The organism is Paramylibacter kogurei (genome assembly GCF_002742285.1).
In the GTDB taxonomy this organism is placed as follows: Bacteria; Pseudomonadota; Alphaproteobacteria; order Rhodobacterales; family Rhodobacteraceae; genus Amylibacter; species Amylibacter kogurei.
The window spans coordinates 447,307-472,523 of sequence record NZ_MDGM01000012.1 but is presented as its reverse complement, the minus strand read 5'-3'; the positions used below and the strand labels follow the sequence as shown (position 1 = coordinate 472,523).

33 protein-coding genes and 1 tRNA gene are annotated in these 25,217 nt (G+C 50.7%); 16 read left to right on the top strand and 18 right to left on the bottom strand.

The features are described 5' to 3' along the window. Window positions 1-2: 2 nt before the first annotated feature. Window positions 3-530: a hypothetical protein gene (locus BFP76_RS07810; protein WP_133117408.1), complete on the bottom strand. Its 528-nt coding sequence runs from the start codon at window positions 528-530 to the stop codon at window positions 3-5. Window positions 531-642: 112 nt separating this feature from the next. Here BFP76_RS07810 and moaA point away from each other — a divergent pair, with 112 nt between their 5' ends. After that, window positions 643-1,656 carry a GTP 3',8-cyclase MoaA gene (gene moaA, locus BFP76_RS07805; RefSeq protein WP_099592630.1) on the top strand — a complete coding sequence of 338 codons (1,014 nt, stop codon included), beginning with the start codon at window positions 643-645 and terminating at the stop codon, window positions 1,654-1,656. 8 nt (window positions 1,657-1,664) lie between these two features. On the opposite strand, the gene BFP76_RS07800 is transcribed toward moaA, so the two are convergent. Next, entirely contained in the window at window positions 1,665-2,399 is a 735-nt protein-coding gene (locus BFP76_RS07800; protein WP_099592628.1) for a GNAT family N-acetyltransferase, read from the bottom strand. Between the two features lie 106 nt (window positions 2,400-2,505). Next, a complete protein-coding gene (locus BFP76_RS07795) occupies window positions 2,506-2,961 on the bottom strand; it encodes an outer membrane protein assembly factor BamE (protein WP_099592627.1) in 456 nt (151 codons plus the stop codon). Between the two features lie 119 nt (window positions 2,962-3,080). Between BFP76_RS07795 and BFP76_RS07790 the strand changes: the two genes are divergently transcribed. From BFP76_RS07790 to BFP76_RS07755, 8 genes are all read left to right on the top strand, one after another. Then, window positions 3,081-3,635, top strand: a complete 555-nt coding sequence (locus tag BFP76_RS07790; protein ID WP_099592625.1) for a YceD family protein — start codon at window positions 3,081-3,083, stop codon at window positions 3,633-3,635. 143 nt (window positions 3,636-3,778) lie between these two features. Beyond that, entirely contained in the window at window positions 3,779-3,985 is a 207-nt protein-coding gene (rpmF, locus tag BFP76_RS07785; RefSeq protein ID WP_099592623.1) for a 50S ribosomal protein L32, read from the top strand. 22 nt (window positions 3,986-4,007) lie between these two features. Beyond that, window positions 4,008-5,099: a phosphate acyltransferase PlsX gene (gene plsX / locus BFP76_RS07780; protein WP_099592622.1), complete on the top strand. Its 1,092-nt coding sequence runs from the start codon at window positions 4,008-4,010 to the stop codon at window positions 5,097-5,099. 46 nt (window positions 5,100-5,145) lie between these two features. Beyond that, complete coding sequence (locus BFP76_RS07775; protein WP_099592620.1) at window positions 5,146-6,117, top strand: beta-ketoacyl-ACP synthase III; 972 nt, start codon at window positions 5,146-5,148, stop codon at window positions 6,115-6,117. A 103-nt stretch (window positions 6,118-6,220) separates the two neighbouring features. Beyond that, window positions 6,221-6,523 (top strand): integration host factor subunit alpha, encoded by a 303-nt coding sequence (gene ihfA / locus BFP76_RS07770; RefSeq protein ID WP_099592619.1) that lies wholly within the window; start codon window positions 6,221-6,223, stop codon window positions 6,521-6,523. A 6-nt stretch (window positions 6,524-6,529) separates the two neighbouring features. After that, on the top strand, window positions 6,530-7,240 hold the full coding sequence (locus tag BFP76_RS07765) for a MerR family transcriptional regulator (protein ID WP_099592617.1): 711 nt from the start codon (window positions 6,530-6,532) through the stop codon (window positions 7,238-7,240). Window positions 7,241-7,298: 58 nt separating this feature from the next. Further along, window positions 7,299-7,375, top strand: a tRNA-Pro gene (locus tag BFP76_RS07760). Between the two features lie 39 nt (window positions 7,376-7,414). Then, the gene (locus BFP76_RS07755) at window positions 7,415-8,497 is read left to right on the top strand and encodes a 2'-deoxycytidine 5'-triphosphate deaminase (protein WP_099592615.1); all 1,083 of its coding nucleotides are present in this window, start codon (window positions 7,415-7,417) and stop codon (window positions 8,495-8,497) included. Window positions 8,498-8,824: 327 nt separating this feature from the next. Here BFP76_RS07755 and BFP76_RS14660 read toward each other — a convergent pair whose 3' ends face one another. Next, entirely contained in the window at window positions 8,825-8,968 is a 144-nt protein-coding gene (locus BFP76_RS14660) for a hypothetical protein (protein WP_165775683.1), read from the bottom strand. Between the two features lie 333 nt (window positions 8,969-9,301). Between BFP76_RS14660 and BFP76_RS07745 the strand changes: the two genes are divergently transcribed. Next, on the top strand, window positions 9,302-9,685 hold the full coding sequence (locus BFP76_RS07745) for an MAPEG family protein (protein WP_099592612.1): 384 nt from the start codon (window positions 9,302-9,304) through the stop codon (window positions 9,683-9,685). On the opposite strand, the gene BFP76_RS07740 is transcribed toward BFP76_RS07745, so the two are convergent. From BFP76_RS07740 to BFP76_RS07700, 9 genes are all read right to left on the bottom strand, one after another. After that, complete coding sequence (locus tag BFP76_RS07740; RefSeq protein ID WP_099592610.1) at window positions 9,677-10,066, bottom strand: VOC family protein; 390 nt, start codon at window positions 10,064-10,066, stop codon at window positions 9,677-9,679. The two genes, BFP76_RS07745 and BFP76_RS07740, sit on opposite strands and share 9 nt — an antisense overlap. 3 nt (window positions 10,067-10,069) lie before the next feature. Then, entirely contained in the window at window positions 10,070-10,276 is a 207-nt protein-coding gene (locus BFP76_RS07735) for a hypothetical protein (RefSeq protein WP_099592608.1), read from the bottom strand. Beyond that, entirely contained in the window at window positions 10,273-10,884 is a 612-nt protein-coding gene (locus BFP76_RS07730) for a DUF2726 domain-containing protein (RefSeq protein ID WP_099592607.1), read from the bottom strand. The genes BFP76_RS07735 and BFP76_RS07730 overlap by 4 nt, the downstream gene beginning before the upstream one ends. A 20-nt stretch (window positions 10,885-10,904) precedes the next feature. Beyond that, window positions 10,905-11,585, bottom strand: coding sequence for an SMC-Scp complex subunit ScpB (gene scpB, locus BFP76_RS07725; RefSeq protein ID WP_099592606.1), 681 nt, complete (start codon window positions 11,583-11,585; stop codon window positions 10,905-10,907). Continuing rightward, window positions 11,585-12,367 carry a segregation and condensation protein A gene (locus BFP76_RS07720; RefSeq protein ID WP_099592605.1) on the bottom strand — a complete coding sequence of 261 codons (783 nt, stop codon included), beginning with the start codon at window positions 12,365-12,367 and terminating at the stop codon, window positions 11,585-11,587. The genes scpB and BFP76_RS07720 overlap by 1 nt, the downstream gene beginning before the upstream one ends. 29 nt (window positions 12,368-12,396) lie before the next feature. Then, window positions 12,397-13,395: a beta-N-acetylhexosaminidase gene (gene nagZ / locus BFP76_RS07715; protein WP_240514005.1), complete on the bottom strand. Its 999-nt coding sequence runs from the start codon at window positions 13,393-13,395 to the stop codon at window positions 12,397-12,399. After that, on the bottom strand, window positions 13,392-14,258 hold the full coding sequence (locus BFP76_RS07710; RefSeq protein WP_099592601.1) for an SPOR domain-containing protein: 867 nt from the start codon (window positions 14,256-14,258) through the stop codon (window positions 13,392-13,394). Before BFP76_RS07710 ends, nagZ begins: the two co-directional genes overlap by 4 nt. A gap of 129 nt (window positions 14,259-14,387) precedes the next feature. Beyond that, window positions 14,388-16,130, bottom strand: coding sequence for an arginine--tRNA ligase (argS, locus tag BFP76_RS07705; RefSeq protein WP_099592600.1), 1,743 nt, complete (start codon window positions 16,128-16,130; stop codon window positions 14,388-14,390). Between the two features lie 109 nt (window positions 16,131-16,239). Further along, entirely contained in the window at window positions 16,240-17,364 is a 1,125-nt protein-coding gene (locus tag BFP76_RS07700; RefSeq protein WP_099592599.1) for a deoxyguanosinetriphosphate triphosphohydrolase, read from the bottom strand. An 80-nt stretch (window positions 17,365-17,444) separates the two neighbouring features. Here BFP76_RS07700 and BFP76_RS07695 point away from each other — a divergent pair, with 80 nt between their 5' ends. Then, window positions 17,445-17,777 carry a HesB/IscA family protein gene (locus BFP76_RS07695; RefSeq protein WP_099592598.1) on the top strand — a complete coding sequence of 111 codons (333 nt, stop codon included), beginning with the start codon at window positions 17,445-17,447 and terminating at the stop codon, window positions 17,775-17,777. Here the strand turns inward: BFP76_RS07695 and BFP76_RS07690 are convergent. Further along, a complete protein-coding gene (locus BFP76_RS07690; protein ID WP_099592596.1) occupies window positions 17,742-18,656 on the bottom strand; it encodes a hypothetical protein in 915 nt (304 codons plus the stop codon). The two genes, BFP76_RS07695 and BFP76_RS07690, sit on opposite strands and share 36 nt — an antisense overlap. Window positions 18,657-18,776: 120 nt before the next feature. Here BFP76_RS07690 and xth point away from each other — a divergent pair, with 120 nt between their 5' ends. Next, a complete protein-coding gene (gene xth, locus BFP76_RS07685; protein ID WP_099592595.1) occupies window positions 18,777-19,559 on the top strand; it encodes an exodeoxyribonuclease III in 783 nt (260 codons plus the stop codon). A 76-nt stretch (window positions 19,560-19,635) separates the two neighbouring features. Here the strand turns inward: xth and BFP76_RS07680 are convergent, their stop codons facing one another. Both BFP76_RS07680 and dksA read right to left on the bottom strand, forming a co-directional pair. Further along, window positions 19,636-19,959: a hypothetical protein gene (locus BFP76_RS07680; protein ID WP_133117407.1), complete on the bottom strand. Its 324-nt coding sequence runs from the start codon at window positions 19,957-19,959 to the stop codon at window positions 19,636-19,638. Between the two features lie 139 nt (window positions 19,960-20,098). Then, a complete protein-coding gene (gene dksA / locus BFP76_RS07675; RefSeq protein WP_099592592.1) occupies window positions 20,099-20,521 on the bottom strand; it encodes an RNA polymerase-binding protein DksA in 423 nt (140 codons plus the stop codon). 160 nt (window positions 20,522-20,681) lie between these two features. Here dksA and BFP76_RS07670 point away from each other — a divergent pair, with 160 nt between their 5' ends. The 4 genes from BFP76_RS07670 to BFP76_RS07660 are packed head-to-tail and all read left to right on the top strand — an operon-like array spanning window position 20,682 to window position 23,421. Next, a complete protein-coding gene (locus tag BFP76_RS07670) occupies window positions 20,682-21,155 on the top strand; it encodes a GNAT family N-acetyltransferase (RefSeq protein WP_240514004.1) in 474 nt (157 codons plus the stop codon). Beyond that, window positions 21,152-22,480, top strand: a complete 1,329-nt coding sequence (locus tag BFP76_RS07665; RefSeq protein WP_099592590.1) for a DUF2927 domain-containing protein — start codon at window positions 21,152-21,154, stop codon at window positions 22,478-22,480. Before BFP76_RS07670 ends, BFP76_RS07665 begins: the two co-directional genes overlap by 4 nt. Before the next feature lie 17 nt (window positions 22,481-22,497). Then, window positions 22,498-22,674 (top strand): hypothetical protein, encoded by a 177-nt coding sequence (locus BFP76_RS14655; protein ID WP_165775682.1) that lies wholly within the window; start codon window positions 22,498-22,500, stop codon window positions 22,672-22,674. A gap of 57 nt (window positions 22,675-22,731) precedes the next feature. Next, window positions 22,732-23,421: a M48 family metallopeptidase gene (locus BFP76_RS07660; RefSeq protein ID WP_099592588.1), complete on the top strand. Its 690-nt coding sequence runs from the start codon at window positions 22,732-22,734 to the stop codon at window positions 23,419-23,421. Here BFP76_RS07660 and BFP76_RS07655 read toward each other — a convergent pair. After that, window positions 23,414-23,965, bottom strand: a complete 552-nt coding sequence (locus BFP76_RS07655; RefSeq protein WP_099592586.1) for an RSP_2648 family PIN domain-containing protein — start codon at window positions 23,963-23,965, stop codon at window positions 23,414-23,416. The two genes, BFP76_RS07660 and BFP76_RS07655, sit on opposite strands and share 8 nt — an antisense overlap. Next, the gene (locus BFP76_RS07650) at window positions 23,965-25,161 is read right to left on the bottom strand and encodes an RSP_2647 family RNA methyltransferase (protein ID WP_099592585.1); all 1,197 of its coding nucleotides are present in this window, start codon (window positions 25,159-25,161) and stop codon (window positions 23,965-23,967) included. Before BFP76_RS07650 ends, BFP76_RS07655 begins: the two co-directional genes overlap by 1 nt. Between the last annotated feature and the right edge of the window lie 56 nt (window positions 25,162-25,217).

Below are 25,217 nucleotides of genomic sequence, written 5' to 3'. Positions count from 1 at the left end.
TACTAGCTTTTGTAAACGTCCAGCACGGGCAAATCCGTCAGTGGAATGCCCAGCAATTGCATCGCTGCCAATGAAATTTGCGAACCCGCGCCCGCATCACCGCCCAGCGGAATCAACGTGACATTTGCCGATTTTCCTGTGGATTTCACCACAATGCGCCCTTCTGTTTCGGCCGTGACCAAAGGTGTTCGCACCCAAATGCCCGTGCGTTCCAACAATCCCAATGACCCAACTGTTTCGCCCAGCAATGCACCCGATGTGCTTGGCGCGGCGGTGGCGGCGGCGACTTCGGCTTCGCTTACTGTTGCGGCTTGTTGCGGTGTCACACCTGTGGTCAACACATCTGGATCAACAGATGCAACCTCTGTTTCAGCGACGCTTTCTTGTGTTTCGGGGGCGACATCTGACACCACTTCGGTTGATTCTTTGTATCCCTGACCAAGCGTTGGGAATGAACCCGCATTATCCGCACAGCCAGCGGCCAAAATTGCCAAACCACCCAGAGCGATTGAAATCTTAAAATGTTGCATCATTCATCCTTTGCCTTGTTGCGCTAAACTTATGCGCCGATGATGTCGGTTTCAACGCGTTTGTGACCTTTGGCCTATTGCACGCAAAATTTCCCACCCATAAGGTGGCGCCATGACCAATACACCCAAACTTATCGACCCTTTCGCACGCGAGATCAATTATCTGCGGGTTTCTGTAACAGACCGCTGCGATTTTCGCTGTGTTTATTGTATGTCGGAAAATATGACATTCTTGCCAAAGGCAGAATTGCTGACACTCGAAGAGCTGGATCGCCTGTGTTCTGCGTTTATCAGCCAAGGGGTTAATAAACTGCGCATTACGGGTGGTGAACCTTTGGTGCGGCGTGGAATCATGACGTTTTTCCAAAACATGTCGCGCCATTTGGAATCGGGTGCGCTTGGTGAACTCACGCTTACAACCAACGGATCGCAACTGGCGAAATATGCCGATGAATTGGCCGCCTGTGGTGTAAAACGCATCAACGTATCGCTGGATACGCTGGACACAGATAAATTTGCCCGCATCACCCGCTGGGGGCGCTTGGCGCAGGTGTTGAATGGGATTGATGCAGCGCTGAACGCAGGGCTGCGCGTGAAAATCAACACCGTCGCGCTCAAGGGTTTTAACGAGGATGAATTGGAAACGCTGGTGCGCTGGTGTGCAGATCGCGATATGGATCTGACCTTTATCGAGGTGATGCCCATGGGCGACATCGGTAACGAGGATCGTCTGGATCAATATTGGTCGCTCAAAGATTTGCGCGCACGTTTGGCAAAAACATGGGATTTAATCGAATCCGATGAACGAAGCGGTGGCCCTGCGCGATATGTGCGCCTGTCCCAGACCAATCAAAAAATCGGGTTTATCACCCCACTGACCCATAATTTCTGCGAAAGCTGTAATCGCGTGCGGCTAACCTGTACTGGGCAGTTATTCCAATGTTTGGGGCAAGAGGATGAATCCGATTTGCGCAGCGTTTTGCGCGACAACCCTGATGATGATGCGCCCCTAATCCGTGCGATTCACGGGGCGATTGCAACCAAACCCAAGGGGCATGATTTTGATTATTCGCGCCAACGCGCCGATGGTCAAATGACCCGCCACATGAGCCATACGGGCGGCTAAACTATCTGCTAGATCGCACCGCGCAGCACTCGTTTACGTGCGGGTGAAATGCTCGCGATTTCGACACCCGTGAAAACATGCAACGTGCCAAGTGCACGATCCACCACCGCATGATCGCTGACCCAACCACCCAGGGTGAGGTAACTACGCAACAATGGCGGCAAAGTGCGCTGTGCGGCGCGAATATCAGGCTTGCGCCCCTTCAATTCCTTGGCAAAGCGATAAATTTTTGGCGCTTTGATCCGTGGCATCCATTTTTTTGGGCCCAAATGGCGCTCTTTTAACAATGCCAATGCATCGGTGTAGGCCGCCGCATCCGTGCCATGAAATGAAGAACAACCAAACAAGATTTTGACATCCCGTTCATCAACGAATTGCGTAATCACGGTCCATGCAAGGCGCAAAATATCGGGATCAATCACATCAGGTGCGATGCAAAATCGCCCCAATTCCAACTTTGCCCCGTCAAAGTTTTTGAAATGTTTCAGATCATAAAATTGCGCCGAATAGGTTTGATCGGGGCAATCCTGTGCTGCCAAAAACATCATGCGAAAACAGCACCTTAGCTGTCCAGATTGAACATCTTCGATCAATACATGCAGACATTGATCATCATATTCATCTTGATCCAAACCGCTGTGATCACCCAAAAACGCCGTGGCACGCAAGCGTTGCGCGGCCATAATATCATTTGGGGTTTGCGCGAAACGGGCGCGGTACTGTCCCTTTTGCAAGATCACCATTTTGCATCCTCCAACCCAACCGGATTTGACAGCCCCCGCGCAAAACGCAGGGTGCATGATGTGCACTTACATAATGATTGTAACGCTTTGTTTACAGACCAAGCGATCAATTGCCGCCCAAAATCTGACCCGCATCAATGTTACCCAATGTACCCAAAATCTGGCTTAGCACACCTGGCCCTTTGACGGGCAATTCGGTCACACGACGGTTCAACACAATGACGCGCCCATCTGCCAGACCGAAACGTTCGATATTGGTGATCACATCTTCACTATCAAATGAAATGGCGACAAGTTCACGATCAACGACGCGTGCTTCTTGGTATGCGTAATGGCGTATTTTGGTGGAAATATAATACCAACCGCCATCGTTCATCACACCTGTGCTGGATGGCGGGCCAACGATGTCTTCGACACTTCCGCGGGTATCAATGCCCACAACCAATTCTTCTAATTGGGCATCTGTTGGGGCATAGCCGTGATAACGGAACACTTCGGAACAGGCGGCGAATCCAAGCAGCAATATGCCCACTGCCATAAATCGGTTTAATCTTCCAAACATTTTATGCGCCTTTAACCTGTTAACTCTTGCCCACATACCCTGTGCGTGGTCTACAATCAAACATCTTGTTTCTTTGTTCAAGATCAAAGCAACACAATGCGGGTAAGACGAAAAAAAACATGACGAAAAATCAATCAAAAATTCATAATGCATCTGTGGTCGCGGTTTCTGATCTGCCACAAAACGGCGAATATCGCTTTGCGCTTGATTTCACTGAACAACAACTGGGCCAGATTATCCAAGATTTGGAACTGGTCGACCTGACCAAATTGTCGTTTGACGGCACGATCAAGGCCGCAGGGCGCGAAAGCTGGACATTAAACGCAAAATTGGGCGCATCAGTGGTGCAATCTTGTGTGATCACACTTGAACCTGTGAAAACCCGCATCGATGAAAACATTCAGCGCGATTTCATCCCCAACGATCAAGATTTCGAAGAGGATTCTGTTTCTGAAATGGATGAAAATGTCGAAACGGAGCCTTTGGGCAACGAAATCGATCTGTTTGCCATCGCATCAGAGGTAATCGCGTTGAATTTACCCCCCTATCCACAAATCCCCGGTGCAACGCTGGAAAACGCTGTTTTTACTGAACCTGGCAAGGCTGCGATGACAGATGATGACGCAAAACCATTCGCATCATTGGCATCATTAAAGGATAAATTGTCAAAATAAGCGCCAAGTGACATAAAGGGGTTGCAGAAACGGATTTTCTTTGTATTTTCGCGGCTCTTCCATTAGGTCGGGAATCGAGACGCTCTTTGCGACTTGCTGGACTATTATAAAGGGGCGCTGCCCCACAAATTCGAGGTTGTGACATGGCTGTCCCACAAAACAAGATTACGCGCTCTCGTCGTAACAATCGTCGTTCACACGACGCATTGGTTGCAGACAATCCAAACGAATGCGCAAACTGCGGTGAACTGAAACGCCCACATCACGTATGTGGCGCATGTGGTCACTATGATGATCGTCAAGTTGTTTCTAGCGTTGAAGAAATCGACCTAGACGACGACGCGGCATAAAACGGCTTTGGGCTGATCCGACATGACAAACGACATTGATCGGGTCGGCGCAAATTCTGTTATCAACAAATCTGAATCAGATATTGTTATCTCGGTTGACGCAATGGGCGGCGATCGGGGTGCGGTTGCTGTTGTCGGCGGGTTGCATAAATCCGCCAGCGCAAATCCAGATATACGGTTTATCGTGCATGGCGATGAAACTGTTCTGAAACCATTGATTGCGAAACGCAAATCATTGACCGGCAAATGCGATATTCGCCACGCTGAATCCTCTATCAACATGAATGACAAACCCAGCCTTGCAATGCGCAATGGCAAGGGCACATCCATGTGGAACGCCATCGATTCCGTTAAAAACAAAGAGGCGGCCGTCACCGTTTCCTGTGGCAACACGGGCGCGTTAATGGCGATTTCCATGCTGCGCCTGCGCAAGGCCCCGGGTGTTTACCGCCCCGCCATTGCGGTTCTGTGGCCATCGCGCAACCCCAGCGGATTTAACGTGGTTCTGGACATGGGCGCCGATGTACGCGCCGATGCGCCCGATCTGTTGAAATACGCATTGATGGGGGCATCTTATGCGCGCAACGGGCTTGGCATTGAAACGCCGCGCGTTGGTTTGTTGAATGTCGGCACCGAAGAGCACAAAGGCCGCACCGAACTTAAAGAAGCGCATGAACTAATCACCGAAAGCTTTTCCAGCAACGAATATGAATTCGTCGGCTTTATCGAAGGAAGCGATCTGCCATCAAACAAGGTTGACGTGATCGTCACGGATGGGTTTACGGGCAATGTCGCATTGAAAACTGGCGAAGGTACCGCAAATCTTATCAGTGATTTGCTTAAAGAAGCGTTTCGCCACACCCCATTTTCACGCATCGGCGCGTTATTTTCCTATACCGCGATGCAGCGTTTGAAAAAACGCATTGATCCGCGCCGTGTGAATGGCGGTGTATTTCTGGGCCTGAATGGCACTGTGATCAAATCACATGGCGATGCCGATGCCACCGGTGTCGCGGCTGCGATTCAGCTCGGCTATCAACTTGCAAAACTTGGATTTTCAGAAAAACTTGCCGCACGTGTTGCATCTGCCGCCGCAGGAGGCGAAGATACGTAACGTAACGTTACAAGAATAAGAATCGACCCCGGGGTAAAAAATGAAAATGACAAGAGCAGTCCCAATCGGCATTGGGCATTACCTGCCTGCGCGTGTTGTTGAAAATGCTGAATTCGAAGCCAAGATCGACACAAGCGATGAATGGATTCGTTCACGTTCAGGGATTGAACGTCGCCATTTTGCCGCCGATGGTGAACTGACCTCTGATCTGGCCATTCATGCGGCCAAGGATGCGCTTAATCACGCGGGCATCCCTGCCACAGATATTGATGCGATTGTTTTGGCCACATCGACCCCTGATCAAACATTCCCTTCCACCGCGACCAAGGTTCAGGCCGCATTGGGCATGAATGGCGGTTTTGCCTTCGATGTTCAGGCCGTCTGTGCGGGCTTTCCTTATGCGCTGTCCACCGCCAATGCGATGATTGTCGCGGGTCAGGCAAAACGCATTTTGGTCATTGGTGCCGAAACCTTTTCGCGCATTATGGATTGGAATGATCGCACCACATCCGTTTTGTTTGGCGATGGCGCGGGCGCTTTGATTATCGAAGCCCAAGAATGCGAAGGCACCAATGCCGATCGCGGGATTTTATCCACAGAATTAAAATCTGATGGGAAATACAACGATATCCTCTATGTTGATGGCGGTGTTTCTTCAACGCAAACCACAGGCGTTTTACGCATGGAAGGACGCGAAGTATTCAAACACGCCGTCGCCAAATTGGCAGAGGCAGGTGAATCCGCCTTGGAAAAAATTGGCCTACATGGTGATGATGTCGATTGGATCGTCCCTCATCAGGCCAATTTGCGCATTATCAAAAAAACAGCACAGATCATGGGCGTGCCCATGGAACGTGTTGTGGTCACCGTCCAAGACCACGGCAATACCTCTGCTGCATCGATTCCCCTCGCCTTGTCAGTCGCGGTGAAACGGGGGCAGGTCAAACAAGGTGATCTGCTTTTAACAGAGGCAATTGGCGGTGGTTTAGCATGGGGTGCTGTTGTATTACGGTGGTAAATCGGGTTTTTCTTGCCATATCAACGTGTTGATCCGACGAAATTGTTGACTCGCAAATTCGAATCCCAATATCCTAACGTAACATTTTTGGGGAAGAGACATTATGGCCGATCAAACGTTAACGCGACTAGACCTAGCAGAATCAGTATTTCGCGAGGTCGGCTTATCCCGAAATGAATCCGCTGACCTTGTCGAAGGCGTGTTGCAACATATCTCTGATGCGTTGGTACGTGGCGAAAGTGTGAAAATCTCATCCTTTGGCACATTCAATCTGCGCGATAAAACTGCACGTGTCGGGCGCAACCCTAAAACGGGCGAAGAGGTACCAATCACCCCGCGCCGCGTTTTGTCATTTCGCCCCAGCCACGTGATGAAAGACAAGGTATCGTCTGGAAACAAACGATAATCTCTGATGAAAAAAGCACCACAAGCATTCCGCACAATTTCCGAAGTCTCGGATTGGTTGGATACGCCAACACATGTGCTTCGTTTCTGGGAAAGCAAGTTTAGCCAAATCAAACCTGTCAAACGTGCGGGTGGTCGGCGTTATTATCGCCCTGCGGATATGAAATTGCTTGGTGGGATTAAAACGCTATTGCATGGCGAAGGTATAACAATCAAAGCTGCGCAAAAGATTCTGTCGGACAAGGGTGTGAAACACGTATCCGAACTTTCGCCAGAATTAGATTTCCCCGAAAAAGGGCGGCGCACCAAATCTGCGAAAACCGCACCGGCCCCAACCAAAGACAAAGAAGAATCCGTGGCTGACACATCAACACCCCCTGCCCCATCCACGCCCACACATGATGAAACACCTGTGTTCACATCATCACACAGCGCACAACCCGCGCCAGCGTCACCCGACATCAAACACCCTGTCGAACAGGATGCCAAGGATCGCATTAACGCCGCCGTTGGCCGACGTGAAGAACCAATTGTTCTGACCGAATCTGTGCCAGTTGCCGATGCGCAATCACTCGTTGAACGTAAACGTCACGCAATTTCGCCTACCAAGACACGCGCAACGTTGAATGATGATCAGATGATGGATGTCGAAGATCTGTTTTATCGCCTGAAAAAGGTACGCAACCGCATGAAACGGGCGTTAAACCAGCTATCTTAATCCAATCGGGTGTTTTCTCACTTGCAGTCACTAACTTTGCCGATATAAACGGTTTTCACGGGCTATAGCGCAGTCTGGTAGCGCGTTCGTCTGGGGGACGAGAGGTCGCAGGTTCGAACCCTGCTAGCCCGACCAAATTCTGACAGGTCACTGTCACAGCCACGCGGGGGGAATATGGCATATCACGGCGTTCTTCCATCACAAGCCATCACATCAATGTTGGCGCGTGGCGAAATCAATGTGACAGACCCCATTCCTGCCGGCCAAATTCAACCTGCCAGCCTTGATCTGCGCCTTGGGCGCAAGGCATATCGCGTCCGCGCTTCATTCCTTGCAGGGGCTGGTAATAGCGTTGCTGAACGGCTTGAAAAATTCAAAATGCACGAGGTCGATCTGACCAATGGCGCGGTTTTGGAAAAGGGCTGTGTTTATGTGGTTCCGATGATGGAATCCCTCAACCTCCCTACCGATATCAACGCCGTCGCCAATGCCAAGAGCAGCACGGGGCGCGTTGATGTGTTCACCCGTTGTATCACCGATAACGGCATCGAATTTGATCGGATCGAGGCGGGATATAACGGTCCCCTTTACGCCGAAATCAGCCCACGTTCATTTTCCGTGCTTGTCCGCCCTGGTATGCGACTTAACCAAATTCGTTTTCGCCAAGGCCAAGCATTGCTATCCGATGGTGAACTTTCCGCCATTCACGCCGATATTGGCTTGGTTGATGGGCCTGCGCAAATTGATCACGGGCTTGGCTTTTCCGTTGATCTTGATCTGCCAAATGGTTTGGTCGGCTATCGCGCCAAACCTCATACGGGGTTGATTGATCTTGATAATATCAACCATTACGCCGTCGATGATTTCTGGGAACCGGTTTATGCCACGGATAAACGCATCATCCTTGATCCGGGCGCATTTTACATTCTGGTCAGCCGCGAAGCCGTGCATATCCCCCCCGATTGCGCCGCTGAAATGGCGCCATACCTTGCCATGGTTGGCGAATTTCGCGTCCACTATGCGGGTTTCTTTGACCCTGGATTTGGCCATAGTGCTGCGGGCGGTCACGGATCACGCGGTGTGCTCGAGGTACGCTGTCACGAGGCACCATTTGCCTTGGAACATGGCCAAAGCGTGGGGCGCTTGGTTTATGAACGCATGGCCGAAGTACCCGATTTACTATACGGCGCGGATTTGAAATCCAACTACCAAGGCCAAGGTTTGAAATTGTCCAAACATTTCAAAGCCCCCGTTTGATTGCGCCACAACCAGCGCACGTACCCCTTACAAAATCATAACCAATTGCGGTGTATAACACCCCTGACGTCACACAGGTTTTGGATGCATATGGGCTTTCTCCCCTATCGTATCACTCGCAAAATCAACGATTTACGGGGCTATCAACCCCAGAGTGCAGGGTTTCCCCCTGTCCGACACAAACCGCAATCGGCGGGCCCGTCACGCGTTAATCCATTTACGCGAAACTGTGCAAACAGGCGAAACCACGCAAGGATTAAAACCCTTCGCGTGGCTTTCGTGCTGGCGGATTTTTCTGGGGTAAAGTGCCTTTCGTCCGAAGCGATCTCAATCGTCTTTGCGACTTTTGTAAATCGAAGATTCATCAATCACGGTTTCGAACCAATCGGATAGTTTCACAATCCAATATCCGAATGGAATGCCCGCGCCGAGCAAAACCGCCAAACCAAATACCCATTGAAAAACAACCATAACATTCTTATCAAATCCCAAAGCAATCAGCACGTTCCCAATTATTGGCTCAGAAAAGATCAGATTAAGAACGACGAGCCAACAGCAACACACAAAAACGATTAACTTTTTCTTCATATTGTATTCACCGCGTCCTCGTTTGATCTGGATAAAGTTAAGAATAACACGCGTTTGATAGATTCAACTACCGCATAAATTCGCAGAGCTATCCATCCCCAAAAATGCGATCTCAACCAAAACCCGCGACCACTGTTTTTCTATTGCCCGCACCCTTTGGCGTGATAACAATTGCGCAGTTAACACCATATCTCGTATTTGCCACAGGACCTCATTATGCCACTGATCGAACTCATCGCCCTACTCGCAGTATTTCAATATCTCTTTTTTGGCTATCTGGTGGGCGGACAGCGCCGCGATAGTGGACTAAAGGCGCCGACAATGACGGGACATGATGGATTTGAACGCATGTACCGCGTTCAAATGAACACGCTGGAATGTATCGTTGCGTTTTTGCCACTTTTGTTTTTGGCGGGAAAATACTGGCCACCGGTTTTGGTGGCACTGGTTGGCTGTGTCTATTTGGTGGGGCGCACAATTTATTGCCGCGCCTATTTCAAGGAGCCTTCAACGCGCGGCCTTGGCTTTATGCTCACGCTCGCATCAATCGCTTTGTTGTTTGTGCTTGCGCTTTTGGGGCTGATTATCGCGCTATTTTAACTGCAATAAATCCCATTTATTACCAAACGGGTCGCTGAACACGGCGACCTTTCCGTATGGCTCGTTACGTGGAGTTTCCAAAAACGCCACGCCTTTGGCGCTCATCGCCGCATAATCGCGCTCAAAATCATCGGTATGAAGGAATAAAAACACCCGCCCACCCGTTTGATTGCCAATGGCGGCAACCTGTTCATCGCCTACGGCCTTGGCCAATAAAATACGCGTTTCAACCGCACCTTTGGGCGCAACCAAAACCCAGCGTTTCCCCGCGCCCATATCCGTATCCTCGATCAGATCAAAGCCCATCTGACCCACATAAAACGCAATCCCTGCGTCATAATCGGGCACAACAACACTGATGGCGGAAATGAATTGTTTCATGAATTAAAACCGCCCAAAGCGGCGGATCATACGCACCAATCGGTTCGCGGTTATGGTGTTTTTACGCGTCTGATCCTTGATCACCTTGGCCTGTTCAACATCCTGCCCCCACGCTTGGCGATCCCCCCACCAATTCATCACACGCCGCACCCCTTGCATCATGCCCTTCATGATTAACACGCGGATGATATTTTGGATGAAGCGGCTCATGATGCTATTGCCGTGGTTCCATGATCTTCATGATCACGCAACACTTGATCAATCATGTTAGACAGCTCTTGATATCCGGTATTTGGAAAAACCTCCAACAAAGGCAGCCCAGCATTGGCAAATGCAGCGCGTTTCACCGCGTCGCGTTCGCGTGAGTTACCTTGAAAGTGCCCAGTGCCATGATATTCGATCACCACAACTGGCATCTGATGCGAATCTACAATCAACATATCCACGCGTTTACTACCATATGCTCCGTAAACATCTTTTAAATGTTTCGGATTTTTCGTCGTTAAAAAAGCCCCCACAGAAACTTCTGCAAACAATCTATATCTTGCACCATACGCTTGTAACTTGTTTTCGACATGGGCAAAAACGTGATCAAAACATTCTTTATTTATCAAAGGCTTGACAGTTAAAGGATGGGATTCAATCGCCTTGTGCTGATCCTGAACATTTCGAAAATCAAACTTTGATCGCACCGCGCTGCGTCTGGGAAGTAAGAGCTTAAGAAACGCCAATCCAGCGAAGATTGCGATCAAGAGATAGATTAATTCACTCGGAACAGCATCCCAGATGGCCGTCAATATTTCCGCAGGTTCAAACATTCAACGGCTCCGTTTCGGCTCTACCCAAACATATCATCCTGATCATCGTCATCCGCCTCGTAATCATCAGGCTCTTCGCCGCCGCTGCCATCATCTTCGGATTTCAACACACCGGGTACGGCACCGGGTGGTGGGCGGTTGTCCAATAGCCCTGCGTCGCGCAATTCTTTCACGCCGGGTAAATCGCGCGGGGTTTCCAGACCGAAATGATCCAAGAATTCTTGGGTCACGATAAATGTCACGGGGCGACCGGGCGTCATGCGCCGCCGGCCCAATTTGATCCATTCCAATTCCAGCAATAAATCAATCGTGCCGCGCGATACGGAAACGCCGCGAATTTCTTCGATTTCAGACCGCGTGACAGGTTGGTGATAGGCGATGATCGCCAATGTTTCGATGGCAGCCCGTGATAATTTGCGTGTTTCGGTGCTTTCTTTTTGCATCAAGAAACCCAGATCGCCCGCCGTGCGAAACGCCCAGCCATCGCCAACCTTAACCAAATGCACGCCGCGCCCTTCGTAACGTTTGCGCAGATGCACCAATGCTTCGGACACGTCACAACCATGGGGCAGACGATCCTCGATCTGTTTTTTGGATTGGGGTTCGGCGGTTGCGAACAATATCGCTTCGATCATGCGTTCCTGTTCACCCATTGGTGGGGCTTCGAACAGGCTTTGGTTTAATGGTTTATCTTGGGACATTAACCGTCTTTCTTTTTCACTTCGATGGGTGCGAACACCTCGTTCTGGCGCAAATCCAATTTGCCCTCTTTGACCAATTCCAACATGGCAGCGAACGTCGATGCCGTGGCGGATCGGCGCAATTTGGGATCGTTTTGCCAACCATCTGGCAGGAATTGTTGCAACGTGCCCCATTCCATCGCATGGCCGATCAATGATTTCATCCGCTCCAGCGCCTGTTCCATTGTGAACACGCTTTTGCGTTCTTCCATGTGTAATGGGGTGAATTCATCCTTGGTACGGATCTGGGCATAGGCTTGCATCAGATCAAGCACCGTCGCCTTGTAAACCACATTGCGTTTGCGCGTCACATCTTCGGGCAGGCCCCGTGCGAAAAAATCGCGGCCCAATTGATCGCGTGCCATCAATTTGGCGGCTGATCTGCGCATGGCCTCCAGCCGTTCCAGTTGAAATGCCAAATGCGCGGCCAGTTCTTCGCCCGATGGGCCGTCATCAGTGGGATCAGGGGGCAACAACAGGCGTGATTTTAAAAACGCCAGCCACGCCGCCATCACCAAATAATCCGCAGCCAATTCAAGGCGCAGCTTTTTCGCCTCTTCCACGAATTTCAGATATTGAACGGAGAGTTCCAGCACAGAAATCTTGCGCATATCCACCTTTTGCGTGCGCGCAAGGGTCAACAGAATGTCAAGCGGCCCTTCATAGCCATCAACATCCACAACCAAGCTTTCGGCGGCAAGTCGCGCCTGTGTGGCGCCATCGATATGCGTTTGTGATTCCATATTGGCGGTATAGTGCGCGAATTTCTGACCTACAACAAGGCAGAGAAGCTTTCTTCTGCCATTGCCAAATCAAATGGTTCGGGTGCGTGGCGCATGGCCAATGCCGCGTTCGCACGTGCCAGTGGTTTGCCGCTTAATACGGGAACTTGTGTCATGATTTGATCCATCTCGTCGCGTTGCCCATTGCAATGCAAAATCACATCACAGCCCGCGTTTATTGCGCCAACTGTGCGCTGTGCAAATGTACCCGTTAGCGCCTTCATTGATAAATCATCGCTCATCAGCAAACCATCAAACCCAATGTCGTTGCGAATGGCATCAATCATAACGGGCGATAGGGTCGCGCAATTTTGCGCATCCATTGTCGTGTAAACAATATGCGCCGTCATCGCCATGGGCAGATCAGACAGATGGCGAAACGGTTTGAAATCAATATTGCGCAGATCATCCGCGCTGGCATCCACATGGGGTAAATCGTGGTGGCTGTCCAAATTCGCACGCCCATGTCCGGGGATATGTTTGATAATTGGCAATACGCCACCTGCGAGCAACCCTTCTGATACGGCGCGGCCCATTTCGGCCACGATATCAGGGTTATCACCATAACAGCGGTTCATGATAATGTAATGCGCATCGGGTGTGGGCACATCCAACATCGGGGCACAGTTCACATCAATGCCAAGATCGCGTAATTCATGTGCAATCAAACGATAGCGCAACGCCATTGCGCGGCGTTGATCGGCGGGGTTGGCAATCGCCGCCATTTGATCCAGCGGTGGCAACCATTCGCGCCATTGTGGTGCGCGCAGCCGTTGCACGCGCCCGCCTTCTTGGTCGATCAAAATCGGTGCATCGCGCCCAACACATTCGCGCAGTTCCGCGCAAAGCGCGCGAATTTGATCGGGCGTATCCAGATTGCGCGCAAACAGGATAAAACCCCAAGGTTTCGCATCACCAAAGAATGATTTTTCAGCACCGCTCAGGCGCAAACCTTCGCATCCGAAAATGACCGCGTTTTGACTGCTCACCGTGCGGTGACCGCGATACAAGGCGTTTTGCGTGATTTCAACGCAGTACATAATGCACGTGCATCATCCGCGCCATCAAACCCCGCAACACGCAAACGGTAAAATACGCGCCCGCCTGAATCGGCCTTTTGGATGATGTAATCTTTGCTGCCTAACAAATCGGAATGTTTGGTCAGGGTTTTCGCCCAAATCGAACGCGCTCCTTTGATGGAATCAAATGCGCCCAATTGCACCAATTTGCTGCCCAATGGAACGCTGTCCAATGGTTCGCCGATTTTTGTGGTCACTGGTTTTGGCGTGATACCCTTTTCCAATGATGCCAATTGCACCAAACCACGCGGGCGTGATTTTGGGCGGATCAAATCGGCGGGCAATGGTTCAACCACCTTGGCCAATTCTTTGACTGGTTCAGCGGCGGTGGGTGTTGGTGTTGCGCTGACCTCCGGAATTTCCAGATCAATTTGGCTGTCATCAACATTTGCTTGGGCATGTGGCACGCTGATGGTTTGTGCGCCTGTTTCAAATGCCGCGCTAATCGGGGCGTCATTTGTTGCGCGCGCTGCGACCAACATCGCACCTGATAAATCTTCGTCCAGCAACACACCCGTGCGCGGGGCCAGAACAACGCGTTCGGTTGGGATTTCAACGCTTCCTTGGGCTTGCACCGCATTTACGGCCAAACCTTGGTGATCGGCCTTTAACCCACCTGGGTCTTCGGGTGCGATACGTGCGGGGCCTGCGGCCTTTCGAATGACGGGAACTGTGTTTGGGTCAAGTTGGCTTAACGTTACACCCCAATAAACCACAGCGCATACTGTACCAAGGGACGCGACCGCCGCGGCGGTTTGTAAAATCCTGCTCATATCATACCCCAGGGCGCTTTTGCGCCTCTTTAGCTATTGTTTTTGGCCGTTTAGCGACCTTTATTAATCTGCCTGTAACGCGTTCATTTTGCACAAACGCGTCTATTTATTCTTAATTGTTAGCGCCGATCAACGCATTTCGTCAATCGGTGTCACCCCTAAAATTTGCAATCCAGCGGCAAGTGTGACCTTTACGCTGCTAATCAATGCCAGCTTGGATGCGGTTGCATCGGCGTTATCGTCCTGCAAAAAGCGCAATTCATGCACATCTTTGCCCGCATTCCAAAGCGAATGAAAATCGGATGCCAGCTCATATAAATAAAACGCAACGCGATGTGGTTCGTTATGTTTTGCCGCCAATTCCAACAGACGCGGCCATTCGCCGACCTTTTTCATCACTGCCAATTCGGATGTATGGGTCAGTGTGGAAATGTCCGCACCTTTGATCGCGCTGTCCAGATCAATGCCCGCATCGCGTGCCTTGCCATAAACGGAGTTGATCCGCGCATGGGCGTATTGAACATAAAACACAGGGTTGTCTTTGGATTGTTCCATTACCTTGTCAAAATCAAAATCAAGTGGCGCATCGTTTTTACGTGTCAGCATCACAAAACGCGTCACATCAGGGCCAACCTGATCGACCAAATCGCGAAGGGTAATAAACGTGCCTGCCCGTTTTGACATTTTGAACGGTTCGCCGTTTTTAAACAGCTTCACCAATTGCGTCAGCTTGATATCAAGCGGAACGGCCCCATCGGACAATGCCGATACCGCCGCTTTCATCCGTTTGACATAACCACCGTGATCCGCGCCAAACACATCGATCAACAGATCAAAGCCACGTTCAACCTTATCATAGTGATAGGCAATATCAGGTGCGAAATATGTCCAGCTTCCGTCGGATTTTTTCACGGGGCGATCAACGTCATCACCGTGTGCGGTGGATTTAAACAGGGTTTGTTCGCGTGCTTCCCAATCCTCTGGCAATTTGCCTTTGGGTGGGTCAAGCGTGCCTTCGTAAATCAAACCTTTGTCATCCAATGCCTTGATCGCAGCCTCGATCCGACCTGTGCCATAAAGCGATTTTTCAGAATAGAAATGATCCATCTTCACGCCCAATTGCGCCAGATCTTCGCGGATCATATCCATCATTGCATCCGTGGAAAACTGGCGCAATTCAGCGAGCCATTCTGATTCAGGTTGCCCCACCAAAGTATCGCCGTATTTTTCTTTCACCGCTTCGCCAACGGCGATCAGGTAATCACCGGGGTATGTCCCATCGGCAAAGCTCACCTCTTGGCCGTTTGCCTCAAGATAGCGCAAATAAACCGAACGCGCCAAAACATCGACCTGAGCACCACCATCATTGATGTAATATTCGCGCGTCACATCGTAACCCGCAAAATCAAGCAAGCTGGCAAGCGCATCGCCAAACACCGCACCACGCGTGTGCCCCACATGCAATGGGCCCGTTGGATTGGCGGAAACATATTCCACATTCACACGTTTATTTGCACCCATTTTGGAACGCCCAAAATCCGCACCCGCCGCCAATGCTGCTGGGATCACAGATGCCCAAACAGTGTTTTCAAGACGCAGGTTCAAAAACCCGGGGCCCGCCACATCCGCCGATTGCACGCGATCATCGCGGCGTAAAATTTCGGCCAATGCATCGGCAATTTCGCGTGGGTTTTTCTTGGCGATTTTCGCCAGAACCATCGCCGCATTTGTCGCCATATCACCATGCAGCGCATCACGCGGTGGTTCCACCGTGACATTGGCAAAATCAAGATCGGCGGGCAAAGTGCCAGCGGCCTGCATTTGTGCCAAACTGTCCAGAACAAGGGCTTTAATATCGGCAAAAAGATTCATCACATTTCCTATGGGTTCTGTCGGTGCGGTTTTATCATGGATTTGGCGCGGTTCAACGCGTTTGCGCCCCTATCGCATAATCTGACAAGTGTTGCAATTTGCAAACGTATCACGGGGTGATTTCATCAAATCGGCGCTGTGCATAACCATCGGTCATGCCTGCGATGTAATCGGCGACTTGGCGGGCATGGGTGGTTTCATCGCCCCCCTTTGCCCATTCGCTGGGCATCAATGCCGCATCATTCATAAATGCATCGAACAATCCGTTCACCACCACAACAGATGTTTCGCGCATCACATTCACGCGGCTAGAGCGATACATATTTTCAAACAAGAACTTGCGAATGATCTGTAAATCCGACCAAAGCGATTTTGAAAACTGAATAACGGGTGCACCCGCTGCGCGAATCTCGCCAGCAGATGTCGCCCCAAGCGCATCCAGCCGTTTGGAGGATTCGGACAATACATCCTCGACCATAATGCCAAAGACACGGCGCAATGCCTCGTGGTGGCGCCGGTTCTGATCGATATTGGGATATTTGTGATCCACCGCATCAAAACAATCACCCACAATCGGCAAATGATGGATATCCGCAATTTCAAACAGACCCGCTCGCAGCCCATCATCCAGATCGTGATTGTTATAGGCAATATCATCTGACAGTGCTGCAATCTGTGCCTCGGCGCTGGCGTGGGTGTGTAATTCCAAATCATGACGGGCATTATACGCAGCCAGCGCATAGGGCAGATCACCCACAACAGGGCCGTTGTGTTTGGCGATGCCCTCCAATGCCTCCCACGTTAAATTTAGCCCATCAAATTCGGCGTAGTTACGTTCAAGCGATGTTACGATTTTCAACGCCTGCGCATTGTGATCAAACCCGCCATATGGTGCCATTTTCGCCGACAGCGCATCCTCGCCCACATGCCCAAACGGGGTGTGGCCCAAATCATGTGCCAAGGCGACAGCCTCGGATAATTCGATGTTTAATCCTAAAGCCTTGGCCATGGTACGCGCCACTTGCGCCACCTCTATCGTGTGGGTCAAACGGGTGCGAAAATGATCGCCTTCATGGGCGACGAAAACTTGGGTTTTGTGTTTCAGGCGGCGAAAAGCGGTGGAATGGATGATGCGATCGCGATCACGCTGAAACGGGGATCGATGTGCGCTGGACCCTTCATCCACAAGGCGACCACGGCTTTGTGATGGTTTGCATCTGTATGGCTTGCGCATTTGTGATCGCCTTTTGCTTGTGATGGGGACGCGCCCCGCCTATATTGACGTTGTTAACGCAGTTTGAAAGAAGCTGAAAGATGCAGTTATCCTTACCACCCAAAGTCACCAATCGCGCCTTTGAACGATTGGCCGAAATCAACGCAGAAGGCAGCGCACGCGCATTGCGTATCGCCGTTGAGGGCGGTGGGTGTTCCGGTTTCCAATATGACATCAAATTGGAAGATGCACCCGATGCGGATGATTTGGTTTTGGAACAAGACGGGCAAAAGGTTCTGATCGACAAGGTATCACTGCCATTCTTGGAAAATGCCGTGATTGATTTTACCCAAGAATTGATCGGTGCGCGGTTTGTAATCGAAAACCCCAATGCCACGTCAAGCTGTGGCTGTGGCACCAGCTTTTCGATCTAAATCCACTTCGCTGCGTAAATCCATATTCATCATGTCATAGGCAAATTGAATCCGCTCGAAATTTTCCAGCTCTGACGGGAAATCAACAGGGTTCAACGGGGCGTATCCCATCGCCCCCGCAACATCCCAATCGATGAATTGATTGATCAACGCAACCGCCCCCGATGTTAAACGTGTGCGCCAACGCTCATCTGCGTAATAATCCTGAATATCCCGCAATGATTGCGCATCGTCTTTGGTGGAATGTTCAACGTTTTGCACACCATCCGTGGCAATCCCAAATCCTATCAGCACATCACACGCCGATTGCGCAGGATTTGCGATAAAATTTTCAAAATTCAAAAATTGCACTGCGCATCCCAAACCGGAGGCCCCCTGTTCAAATGCACGATATGCGGCCAGTTTTTCATTCCACAAATGCATGACAGATCGTAGCACAATTGCACAATTGTCCCGCCGTTCGGTCAACCAAGGACGCGCCAAAAAGGTTTCAAAATTGCCCACACGCGGTGCCTTCATATGATATGGTTTTCGCGCCATGGACAGCGCCCATGAATATGGGTTGCGCACCAAAAAAATCACATGCACACTATGTGCGGCGAAATCAGAATGCCATTCGGGGGCTGCGTGTTTCCACATATGAAGTGGTGCAAACCGATGGCGGGCATTATCGCGCAGCGCATCGTGATATAAACGCCGCCATTCAGAGCTATAATATTGATCAATGCTCGATTGCAGATCAACCCAAGCCATATTGCACGGCGGCGCAGGTGCATTTGGCATGGCCAATGCCACATGCCGCCCACGGCGCAACATTTGTTTTAACGCCCGCGTGCCCGTATTGCGTTCGCCAAATATTTTCACCCGCGATTTATCCATGACACCCTCCGTTGTATTCAATCTGCCCAAACATGGTTAATTGATCGTGAACGCCGATGTGCAACTTGCACAAATCGCCAGCTTGGATATACCAAGGGAACAACCGTTCGGAGGCCGCTTATGAAAATCGCCAGCTTTAACATCAATGGCATCAAGGCGCGCTTGCCCGCGTTATTACACTGGCTGAAAGAATCCGCACCCGATGTGGCGCTGTTGCAGGAAATCAAATCTATCGACGAAAATTTCCCGCGCGAGGAAATTGAAAACCTCGGCTATCGCGTGGAAACCCATGGCCAGAAAAGCTTTAACGGTGTGGCGATTCTGTCCAAATTCCCACTCGAAGATATCATGCGCGGCCTGCCCGGTGATGATACCGATGAACAGGCACGCTATATCGAGGCGACGGTGATTGGCGATAAAAATGCCGTGCGTGTTTGTGGGTTATACCTGCCCAATGGCAATCCAACCCCAGGGCCAAAATATGATTATAAATTGGCGTGGATGGAACGATTATATGCGCGCGCGCAAGAGCTGCTTGCGGGCGAGGAACCGTTTTTGATGGCGGGTGATTACAATATCATCCCACAGCCAGAGGATTGCTGGGACACCAAACCATGGCTTGATGACGCGCTGTTTTTACCCCAAAGCCGTGCCGCATTTCGCAAAATCCTTAACCTTGGATTTACCGAAGCCTTTCGCGCCCGTGACGCCGCCCCGATGAATTACACGTTCTGGGATTACCAAGCAGGCGCATGGCAGAAAAACAACGGCATCCGCATCGATCATTTTTTGCTGTCACCTTTTTGCGCCGATCTGATGACCGATTGCCAAATTGATCGCGACACGCGTGGACGCGAAAAACCATCCGATCACGTGCCGATCTGGGTTGAGTTGGATATTTAGGGTATGTCCGCTTGATCGGTTTCGATTGGATGGCTCAAAGGTTGTTAAATTTCAAGCATTTAGGATGCGAAAATCATCACGGTTTCTTGCTTGTGTAAAACGCAGCACCACATGTTGCGATCCCGATCAAAAATGGCACCCAGAAATTGAAAATCGCACCTGCGACGAACCAATTTGTAGAACAATTCCCCGACAGGGAATAACCACAAGCCAGCGAATTTAGAAAAGCCCACCATAAAAGCGCCACCAGAGAAATCACAACACCAGCGCCAAAGATAACCCATCCCTTGGCGTTCAGAGGAACACGAGACAGTGCGGATTTAATGGGTTTTCTGCTTAAAATTAGCGCAAAAATACAGGCGGGAACAAGGATAATCACAAGCATTGCAATTCCCGACATGATGGCGCACTCCGATGGTTATTTTGTGTGTCACCCAGATCATAGCGCGGCGAATGCGTGTGATGCAATGTAACGATCAGACATAAAAAAACACCGACGCGCGAACGTCGGTGTTTTAAATATTCACATCGCGCGAAAATTAATCGTCGCGGTGTACTTTTTCTTTGCGCTCGTGACGCTCTTGCGCCTCAAGGCTGAGTGTCGCGATTGGGCGTGCATCAAGGCGTTTCAATGAAATCGGCTCGCCTGTTGCTTCGCAATAACCATATGATCCATCTTCGATACGGCGCAGCGCTGAATCGATTTTCGCAACCAATTTGCGTTGGCGATCACGGGTGCGCAATTCAAGCGCGCGATCGGTTTCTTCTGATGCACGATCAGCCACGTCTGGAATATTGCGTGTGCCTTCTTGCATACCTTCGATTGTTTCTTTGGAATCAGACAGCAAAGATGCCTTCCACTGGATAAGCTTTTCGCGGAAATATTCGACCTGACGGTCATTCATGAATTCTTCGTCGTCAGTCGGTTGATAGCTTTTATCTAACACTGCATTAACTTTCATTCTTGTCACCCACAATTATGGGTAGAACCCATTTCAATTGGTCGCTACGTAACGGAAAATTTTAGAATTGTCACCCCTGAATCCGCCTCTACATTTTAATGTGAAGCAGAAAGATTGCAGAATTTGGTGAAATTTGATTTGCATATGCTAAACAATTGAAATGCAAATTAAACTTTGGATTGGACAGGAAATGACCGTCACCTTAACGCCCGCACAACCAGAGGTGGAATCAGATTGGCGTCGGCTTTGGCGCGATTATTTGATGTTTTACAAAACCAAGCGTGATGACGTGGTTTTTGACACCACTTGGGCGCGGATTTTGAACCCTGAAACAGACATGTTTGCCCTGCTTGCATATGATGGTGATCGCGCCGTTGGTTTGGTGAATTATCTGTATCATCACAGCTTTTGGGACATTGAAAAACGTTGTTATCTGAATGACCTTTATGTGCATCCAGATGGGCGCAATTTGGGCGTTGGGCGCACCATGATTAACGCGGTTGTGGAACAGGCCAAATCGGATCAGTTGAAACAGGTTTATTGGCTCACCGCGAAGGATAATACAAATGCGCGCGCCCTTTATGACAAGGTTGCGCATCTATCACCGTTTTTGAAATACGATATTCATTTATGACACGGCTTTTCATCATATTGGCCTTGGCTTTGGCGGGCTGTGCCAACGTTTCATCGCCGCGCACACCCGCAGGGATGCAATCCTTTGCTGCGCAAAATTATTCCCGTGGTGTTGCGCGATCAAATGTTGATATCGCAGCGGATATTATCGATCTGTCATTTGCTTTGGAAAACGGGCAACGCTTGCCTGTTTTTACCCGGTTCGAAACGCCCGTGCGGGTTGGATTTGTCAACAGTGCACCACGCGTTTTGCGCCAAGATTTGCAGAATCTGATTGCGCGCATCCGTAATGAAGCAGGCATAGATATTGCCGCCGTTTCCACGGGTGCAAATATCAACATTGATATCGTCAACGGCAATCAAATGCGCGGAGTAGAAAACAAGGTGTGTTTCATCGCACCCAATGTTGAAAGTTTCGCACAATATCGCAAACGCCGATCCGATCCGGCCTTGCGCTGGGAAAATCAAACCACGCGTAACCAAGTGTTAATCGTGATCCCCGATGATGCCACACCACAAGTGATGCGCGATTGCCTGCACGAAGAATTGGCACAGGCATTGGGGCCGCTCAATGATTTATATCACCTGTCGGATTCGGTGTTTAACGATGATGATTTCCATCTGATCCTAACCCCGTTTGATATGTTGGTGCTGCGCGCACTTTATAGCGATGAATTGCAATCGGGCATGACCTTGCCACAGGTTGCAGCGCGTTTGCCAAATATCTTGGCGGCGCTTAACCCACGTGGGCGCAGCGCGATGAGCAATCCACGCCCTGCCACTTCGCAATCATGGGCAAATGATATCCGCACGGCGCAAAACCCCAACAATGATTTGGCGCGGCGTTTGCGCAGCGCGAACAGCGCGGTCAACGCCAGCGTTTCATTCGGTTATGGCCCCACCCGCCAAGGATTTGCGCAATATCTGCGTGCGGATATTCTGGCAGATCATCAACAATCGGGTGCAGCACAAGGTTTTGCGCAAACCTATGATCTGTTTAAATCCGCATTTGGTCAGAATGACATCCACACGGCACATGCAAGCGTGCAAATGGCATCACTGGCATTATCTGCGCAAAAATATACGCTGGCGGATGCGGTTTTGACACCCGCAATTGCATCTGCACGCCGCCATGAAAATGCAACACTGTTGGTGCAACTTTTGGCGCTGCGCGCATCATTGGGCGATGCGACGGGTAATTTCGCGGCGGCACGTAATGCACGCGCAGGGGTGAACGCATGGGGGCAATATGCATTTGGCAATCGTACGGATGCATCAAACCTATTGCGCTTGGCCGCTGATTTGTCCAAAACAGCAGCGCAATAACAAAAGGGATCAATTCAATGTACACAGCAATCATTGCGGCCATCATCGGGGTGATCCTTGGCTGGGTTCGTGCAGGCAAACGCGGCGGGAACAATTTGGATAAATTGCAATATGCCGCGGGTCATGCCATTGCATTTGGTCTGATCGGATTGGCGATTGCGATTATTTTGGGCTGGTTGGCCGTGCGCACATAACGCGCAAGTGTTCGCAAACATCTTGCTCCGCACCACACGCCACCCCATATTCATAGCATGATAAAATTCACACCGATATTATTGGCCGTGCTGTATGGTCTATTGATGTATTTCTTTTCGTCGCGCCGATTGCGTGCCGATTTGGATGAACATTCAACGCTGTTGGATGATCCAGAATTGAGCGATATGACCAAACGCATGGCCGATGCGATTGGTCTGCATCGCATCAAGGTGCATATCTATGAAATCGATCCGATCAATGGGCTGGCGGCCCCCGATGGGCGTATTTTCATCACCCGTGGTTTTTTCCAAAAATACAAAGATGGCGAGGTCAGCGCGGATGAGCTTGCCAGTGTGATCGCCCATGAACTGGGCCATGTGGCATTGGGCCATTCACGCCGCCGTATGATTGATTTTTCGGGGCAAAATGCGCTGCGCATGGTGATTATCATGGTGCTGGGGCGGTTTTTACCAGGGATCGGTGTTTATATCGCAAATATGCTCACGGCTCTGTTGGCCGCACGCCTGTCGCGCAGTGATGAATATGAGGCGGATCAATATGCATCTGCCCTGCTCACCAAGGCGGGCATTGGCACGGCGGGACAAAAAAGCCTGTTTTTAAAGTTGGATAAATTGACGGGCGCGGGTGGGCGACCCTTGGCTTGGATGGCAAGCCATCCCAAAACATCCGAGCGTATCGCCGCCATCGAAAAAAACGAAGCGTCGTGGGAAAACGGGATTAGCTGATCCGCGCCGCCATATATTTGGCCAGCCGTGGCAATCGCGTGCGTTTCAATAATTTGCGCAAATCCTGATCTTCGCCAGAAATTGTATTGGCACGTGCCAAAACTTCGCGCACGACCCCATCCATTTTCGTTGGGTGATCCTGTGCCAGTTCCAACAAAAACCCATCGGGATCACGGCGCAAAATGCCGTGGTTTGATAAAACCCGCGTTGGAAAATCCTTGATATTGGCGGTGATGATGGCATCTGCCCCACCCGCAATGGCCGCTTGTAACACATGCACATCATTTGGATCAGGCAGCCAGATATCATCGGGTGCAATTTCATCAATCGCCACACTGGCATCGGGCCAATTTGCACCCAACAGCGCGATTTCAACACCCGCAGATGCGCCGATGTCATCCCCATTTCGCACCGCTGCACGATTCCATTCGCCAATGATACGACGCGACCAGAGCGGGGTGAATAAACCCGCTGATGCCGCGCCCAACAACACCTCGCGCATCACCGTTGGATACAAAACACAAGCATCCAACACCATCCGCATCAGTTTAACCGCAGGAATAGGGATTTAAGATAGCTGCTTTCTGCCAGATGGGGATGAACGGGATGATCGGCTCCTGCCCCGCCGGTGTGAATGATCTGACCGCTGCGCCCTGATTTGCCCATGCCGCGCAAACTGGCGGTGCGAAATTTGGCCAAATCAGCCGCGTGTGAACAGGAACACAGCACCAAAAAACCACCCGGTTTGACCAAGGCTGCACCCATCCGCGCAACGCGTTCATAGGCACGCAAACCTTTGTCTAGTGCCGGTTTCGCAGGCGCAAATGCAGGGGGATCACAAACCACCACATCAAATTGGCGCCCATCCTTGGCCAAACCGTCCATCACATCAAATGCATCGCCGCGCTCTGTCGAAAATCGATCACCATGCCCTGATGCATTCGCACCCGCAGTTGCCAATTCCAACGCAGGCGTGGATGCATCGACCGCCAATGCGGATTTTGCACCCGCGGCCAAGGCGGCCAATGAAAACCCGCCAACATGGCTAAACACATCCAAAACATCGCAATCTTTGGCAAGGTTTGCCGCAAATGCATGATTGGGGCGTTGGTCGTAAAACAAGCCGGTTTTTTGCCCGCCCAACAGATCGGCCATATAGGTGGCGTTGTTCATCGGGGTTGGGATAGGTGCATCAATTGCGCCGTGTAACAGAGCGGAATCTTCGTTCAGCCCTTCTAATCCACGCGCGCGCCCTGTGGCGTTTTTCACGATCACGGCGGCATCAAACACATCGCGCAACGCAGCGGCAATCATATCCATGCGCATATCTGCCCACGCCGCATTGGGTTGCACCACGAATGCATCGCCAAAACGATCAATAATCACTCCGGGCATACCGTCAGATTCCGCATGGAACAGGCGATAAAACGGTTTATCAAACATCCGATCGCGATATGCGGCGGCGTATCGCATTTTTTGCGCAAACCAGTCTTGATCGAGCGTGAGCGTATCGCCCAGCGCCAAAACACGCGCGGTGATTTTGGAATTGGCGTTAAACGCACAAATCGCAACGGGGCGACGATCATTATCCTGAACCAAAACCAATTCACCCGCTGGGATGTTTTTGGCACGGCGATCCAAGACCAGCTCGTCATTATAAATCCACGGGAAACCAAACCGCACCCGCTGGGGCGATTTGTTGGGGCGCATACGCACAATCGGCAATGAAATATCTGTCATGCGCCCGCTTTAGCCTGTTCGCAGCCAAAGAAAAAGGGGCGTTGATGCGCCCCTTT

Bases quoted from the DNA above. Each gene is read 5' to 3' on its own strand.
- BFP76_RS07810 (WP_133117408.1), bottom strand. From the start codon at position 530: ATGCAACATTTTAAGATTTCAATCGCTCTGGGTGGTTTGGCAATTTTG.
- moaA (WP_099592630.1), top strand. From the start codon at position 643: ATGACCAATACACCCAAACTTATCGACCCTTTCGCACGCGAGATCAAT.
- BFP76_RS07800 (WP_099592628.1), bottom strand. From the start codon at position 2,399: ATGGTGATCTTGCAAAAGGGACAGTACCGCGCCCGTTTCGCGCAAACC.
- BFP76_RS07795 (WP_099592627.1), bottom strand. From the start codon at position 2,961: ATGTTTGGAAGATTAAACCGATTTATGGCAGTGGGCATATTGCTGCTT.
- BFP76_RS07790 (WP_099592625.1), top strand. From the start codon at position 3,081: ATGACGAAAAATCAATCAAAAATTCATAATGCATCTGTGGTCGCGGTT.
- rpmF (WP_099592623.1), top strand. From the start codon at position 3,779: ATGGCTGTCCCACAAAACAAGATTACGCGCTCTCGTCGTAACAATCGT.
- plsX (WP_099592622.1), top strand. From the start codon at position 4,008: ATGACAAACGACATTGATCGGGTCGGCGCAAATTCTGTTATCAACAAA.
- BFP76_RS07775 (WP_099592620.1), top strand. From the start codon at position 5,146: ATGACAAGAGCAGTCCCAATCGGCATTGGGCATTACCTGCCTGCGCGT.
- ihfA (WP_099592619.1), top strand. From the start codon at position 6,221: ATGGCCGATCAAACGTTAACGCGACTAGACCTAGCAGAATCAGTATTT.
- BFP76_RS07765 (WP_099592617.1), top strand. From the start codon at position 6,530: ATGAAAAAAGCACCACAAGCATTCCGCACAATTTCCGAAGTCTCGGAT.
- BFP76_RS07755 (WP_099592615.1), top strand. From the start codon at position 7,415: ATGGCATATCACGGCGTTCTTCCATCACAAGCCATCACATCAATGTTG.
- BFP76_RS14660 (WP_165775683.1), bottom strand. From the start codon at position 8,968: ATGGTTGTTTTTCAATGGGTATTTGGTTTGGCGGTTTTGCTCGGCGCG.
- BFP76_RS07745 (WP_099592612.1), top strand. From the start codon at position 9,302: ATGCCACTGATCGAACTCATCGCCCTACTCGCAGTATTTCAATATCTC.
- BFP76_RS07740 (WP_099592610.1), bottom strand. From the start codon at position 10,066: ATGAAACAATTCATTTCCGCCATCAGTGTTGTTGTGCCCGATTATGAC.
- BFP76_RS07735 (WP_099592608.1), bottom strand. From the start codon at position 10,276: ATGAGCCGCTTCATCCAAAATATCATCCGCGTGTTAATCATGAAGGGC.
- BFP76_RS07730 (WP_099592607.1), bottom strand. From the start codon at position 10,884: ATGTTTGAACCTGCGGAAATATTGACGGCCATCTGGGATGCTGTTCCG.
- scpB (WP_099592606.1), bottom strand. From the start codon at position 11,585: ATGTCCCAAGATAAACCATTAAACCAAAGCCTGTTCGAAGCCCCACCA.
- BFP76_RS07720 (WP_099592605.1), bottom strand. From the start codon at position 12,367: ATGGAATCACAAACGCATATCGATGGCGCCACACAGGCGCGACTTGCC.
- BFP76_RS07710 (WP_099592601.1), bottom strand. From the start codon at position 14,258: ATGAGCAGGATTTTACAAACCGCCGCGGCGGTCGCGTCCCTTGGTACA.
- argS (WP_099592600.1), bottom strand. From the start codon at position 16,130: ATGAATCTTTTTGCCGATATTAAAGCCCTTGTTCTGGACAGTTTGGCA.
- BFP76_RS07700 (WP_099592599.1), bottom strand. From the start codon at position 17,364: ATGCGCAAGCCATACAGATGCAAACCATCACAAAGCCGTGGTCGCCTT.
- BFP76_RS07695 (WP_099592598.1), top strand. From the start codon at position 17,445: ATGCAGTTATCCTTACCACCCAAAGTCACCAATCGCGCCTTTGAACGA.
- BFP76_RS07690 (WP_099592596.1), bottom strand. From the start codon at position 18,656: ATGGATAAATCGCGGGTGAAAATATTTGGCGAACGCAATACGGGCACG.
- xth (WP_099592595.1), top strand. From the start codon at position 18,777: ATGAAAATCGCCAGCTTTAACATCAATGGCATCAAGGCGCGCTTGCCC.
- BFP76_RS07680 (WP_133117407.1), bottom strand. From the start codon at position 19,959: ATGTCGGGAATTGCAATGCTTGTGATTATCCTTGTTCCCGCCTGTATT.
- dksA (WP_099592592.1), bottom strand. From the start codon at position 20,521: ATGAAAGTTAATGCAGTGTTAGATAAAAGCTATCAACCGACTGACGAC.
- BFP76_RS07670 (WP_240514004.1), top strand. From the start codon at position 20,682: ATGCAAATTAAACTTTGGATTGGACAGGAAATGACCGTCACCTTAACG.
- BFP76_RS07665 (WP_099592590.1), top strand. From the start codon at position 21,152: ATGACACGGCTTTTCATCATATTGGCCTTGGCTTTGGCGGGCTGTGCC.
- BFP76_RS14655 (WP_165775682.1), top strand. From the start codon at position 22,498: ATGTACACAGCAATCATTGCGGCCATCATCGGGGTGATCCTTGGCTGG.
- BFP76_RS07660 (WP_099592588.1), top strand. From the start codon at position 22,732: ATGATAAAATTCACACCGATATTATTGGCCGTGCTGTATGGTCTATTG.
- BFP76_RS07655 (WP_099592586.1), bottom strand. From the start codon at position 23,965: ATGCGGATGGTGTTGGATGCTTGTGTTTTGTATCCAACGGTGATGCGC.
- BFP76_RS07650 (WP_099592585.1), bottom strand. From the start codon at position 25,161: ATGACAGATATTTCATTGCCGATTGTGCGTATGCGCCCCAACAAATCG.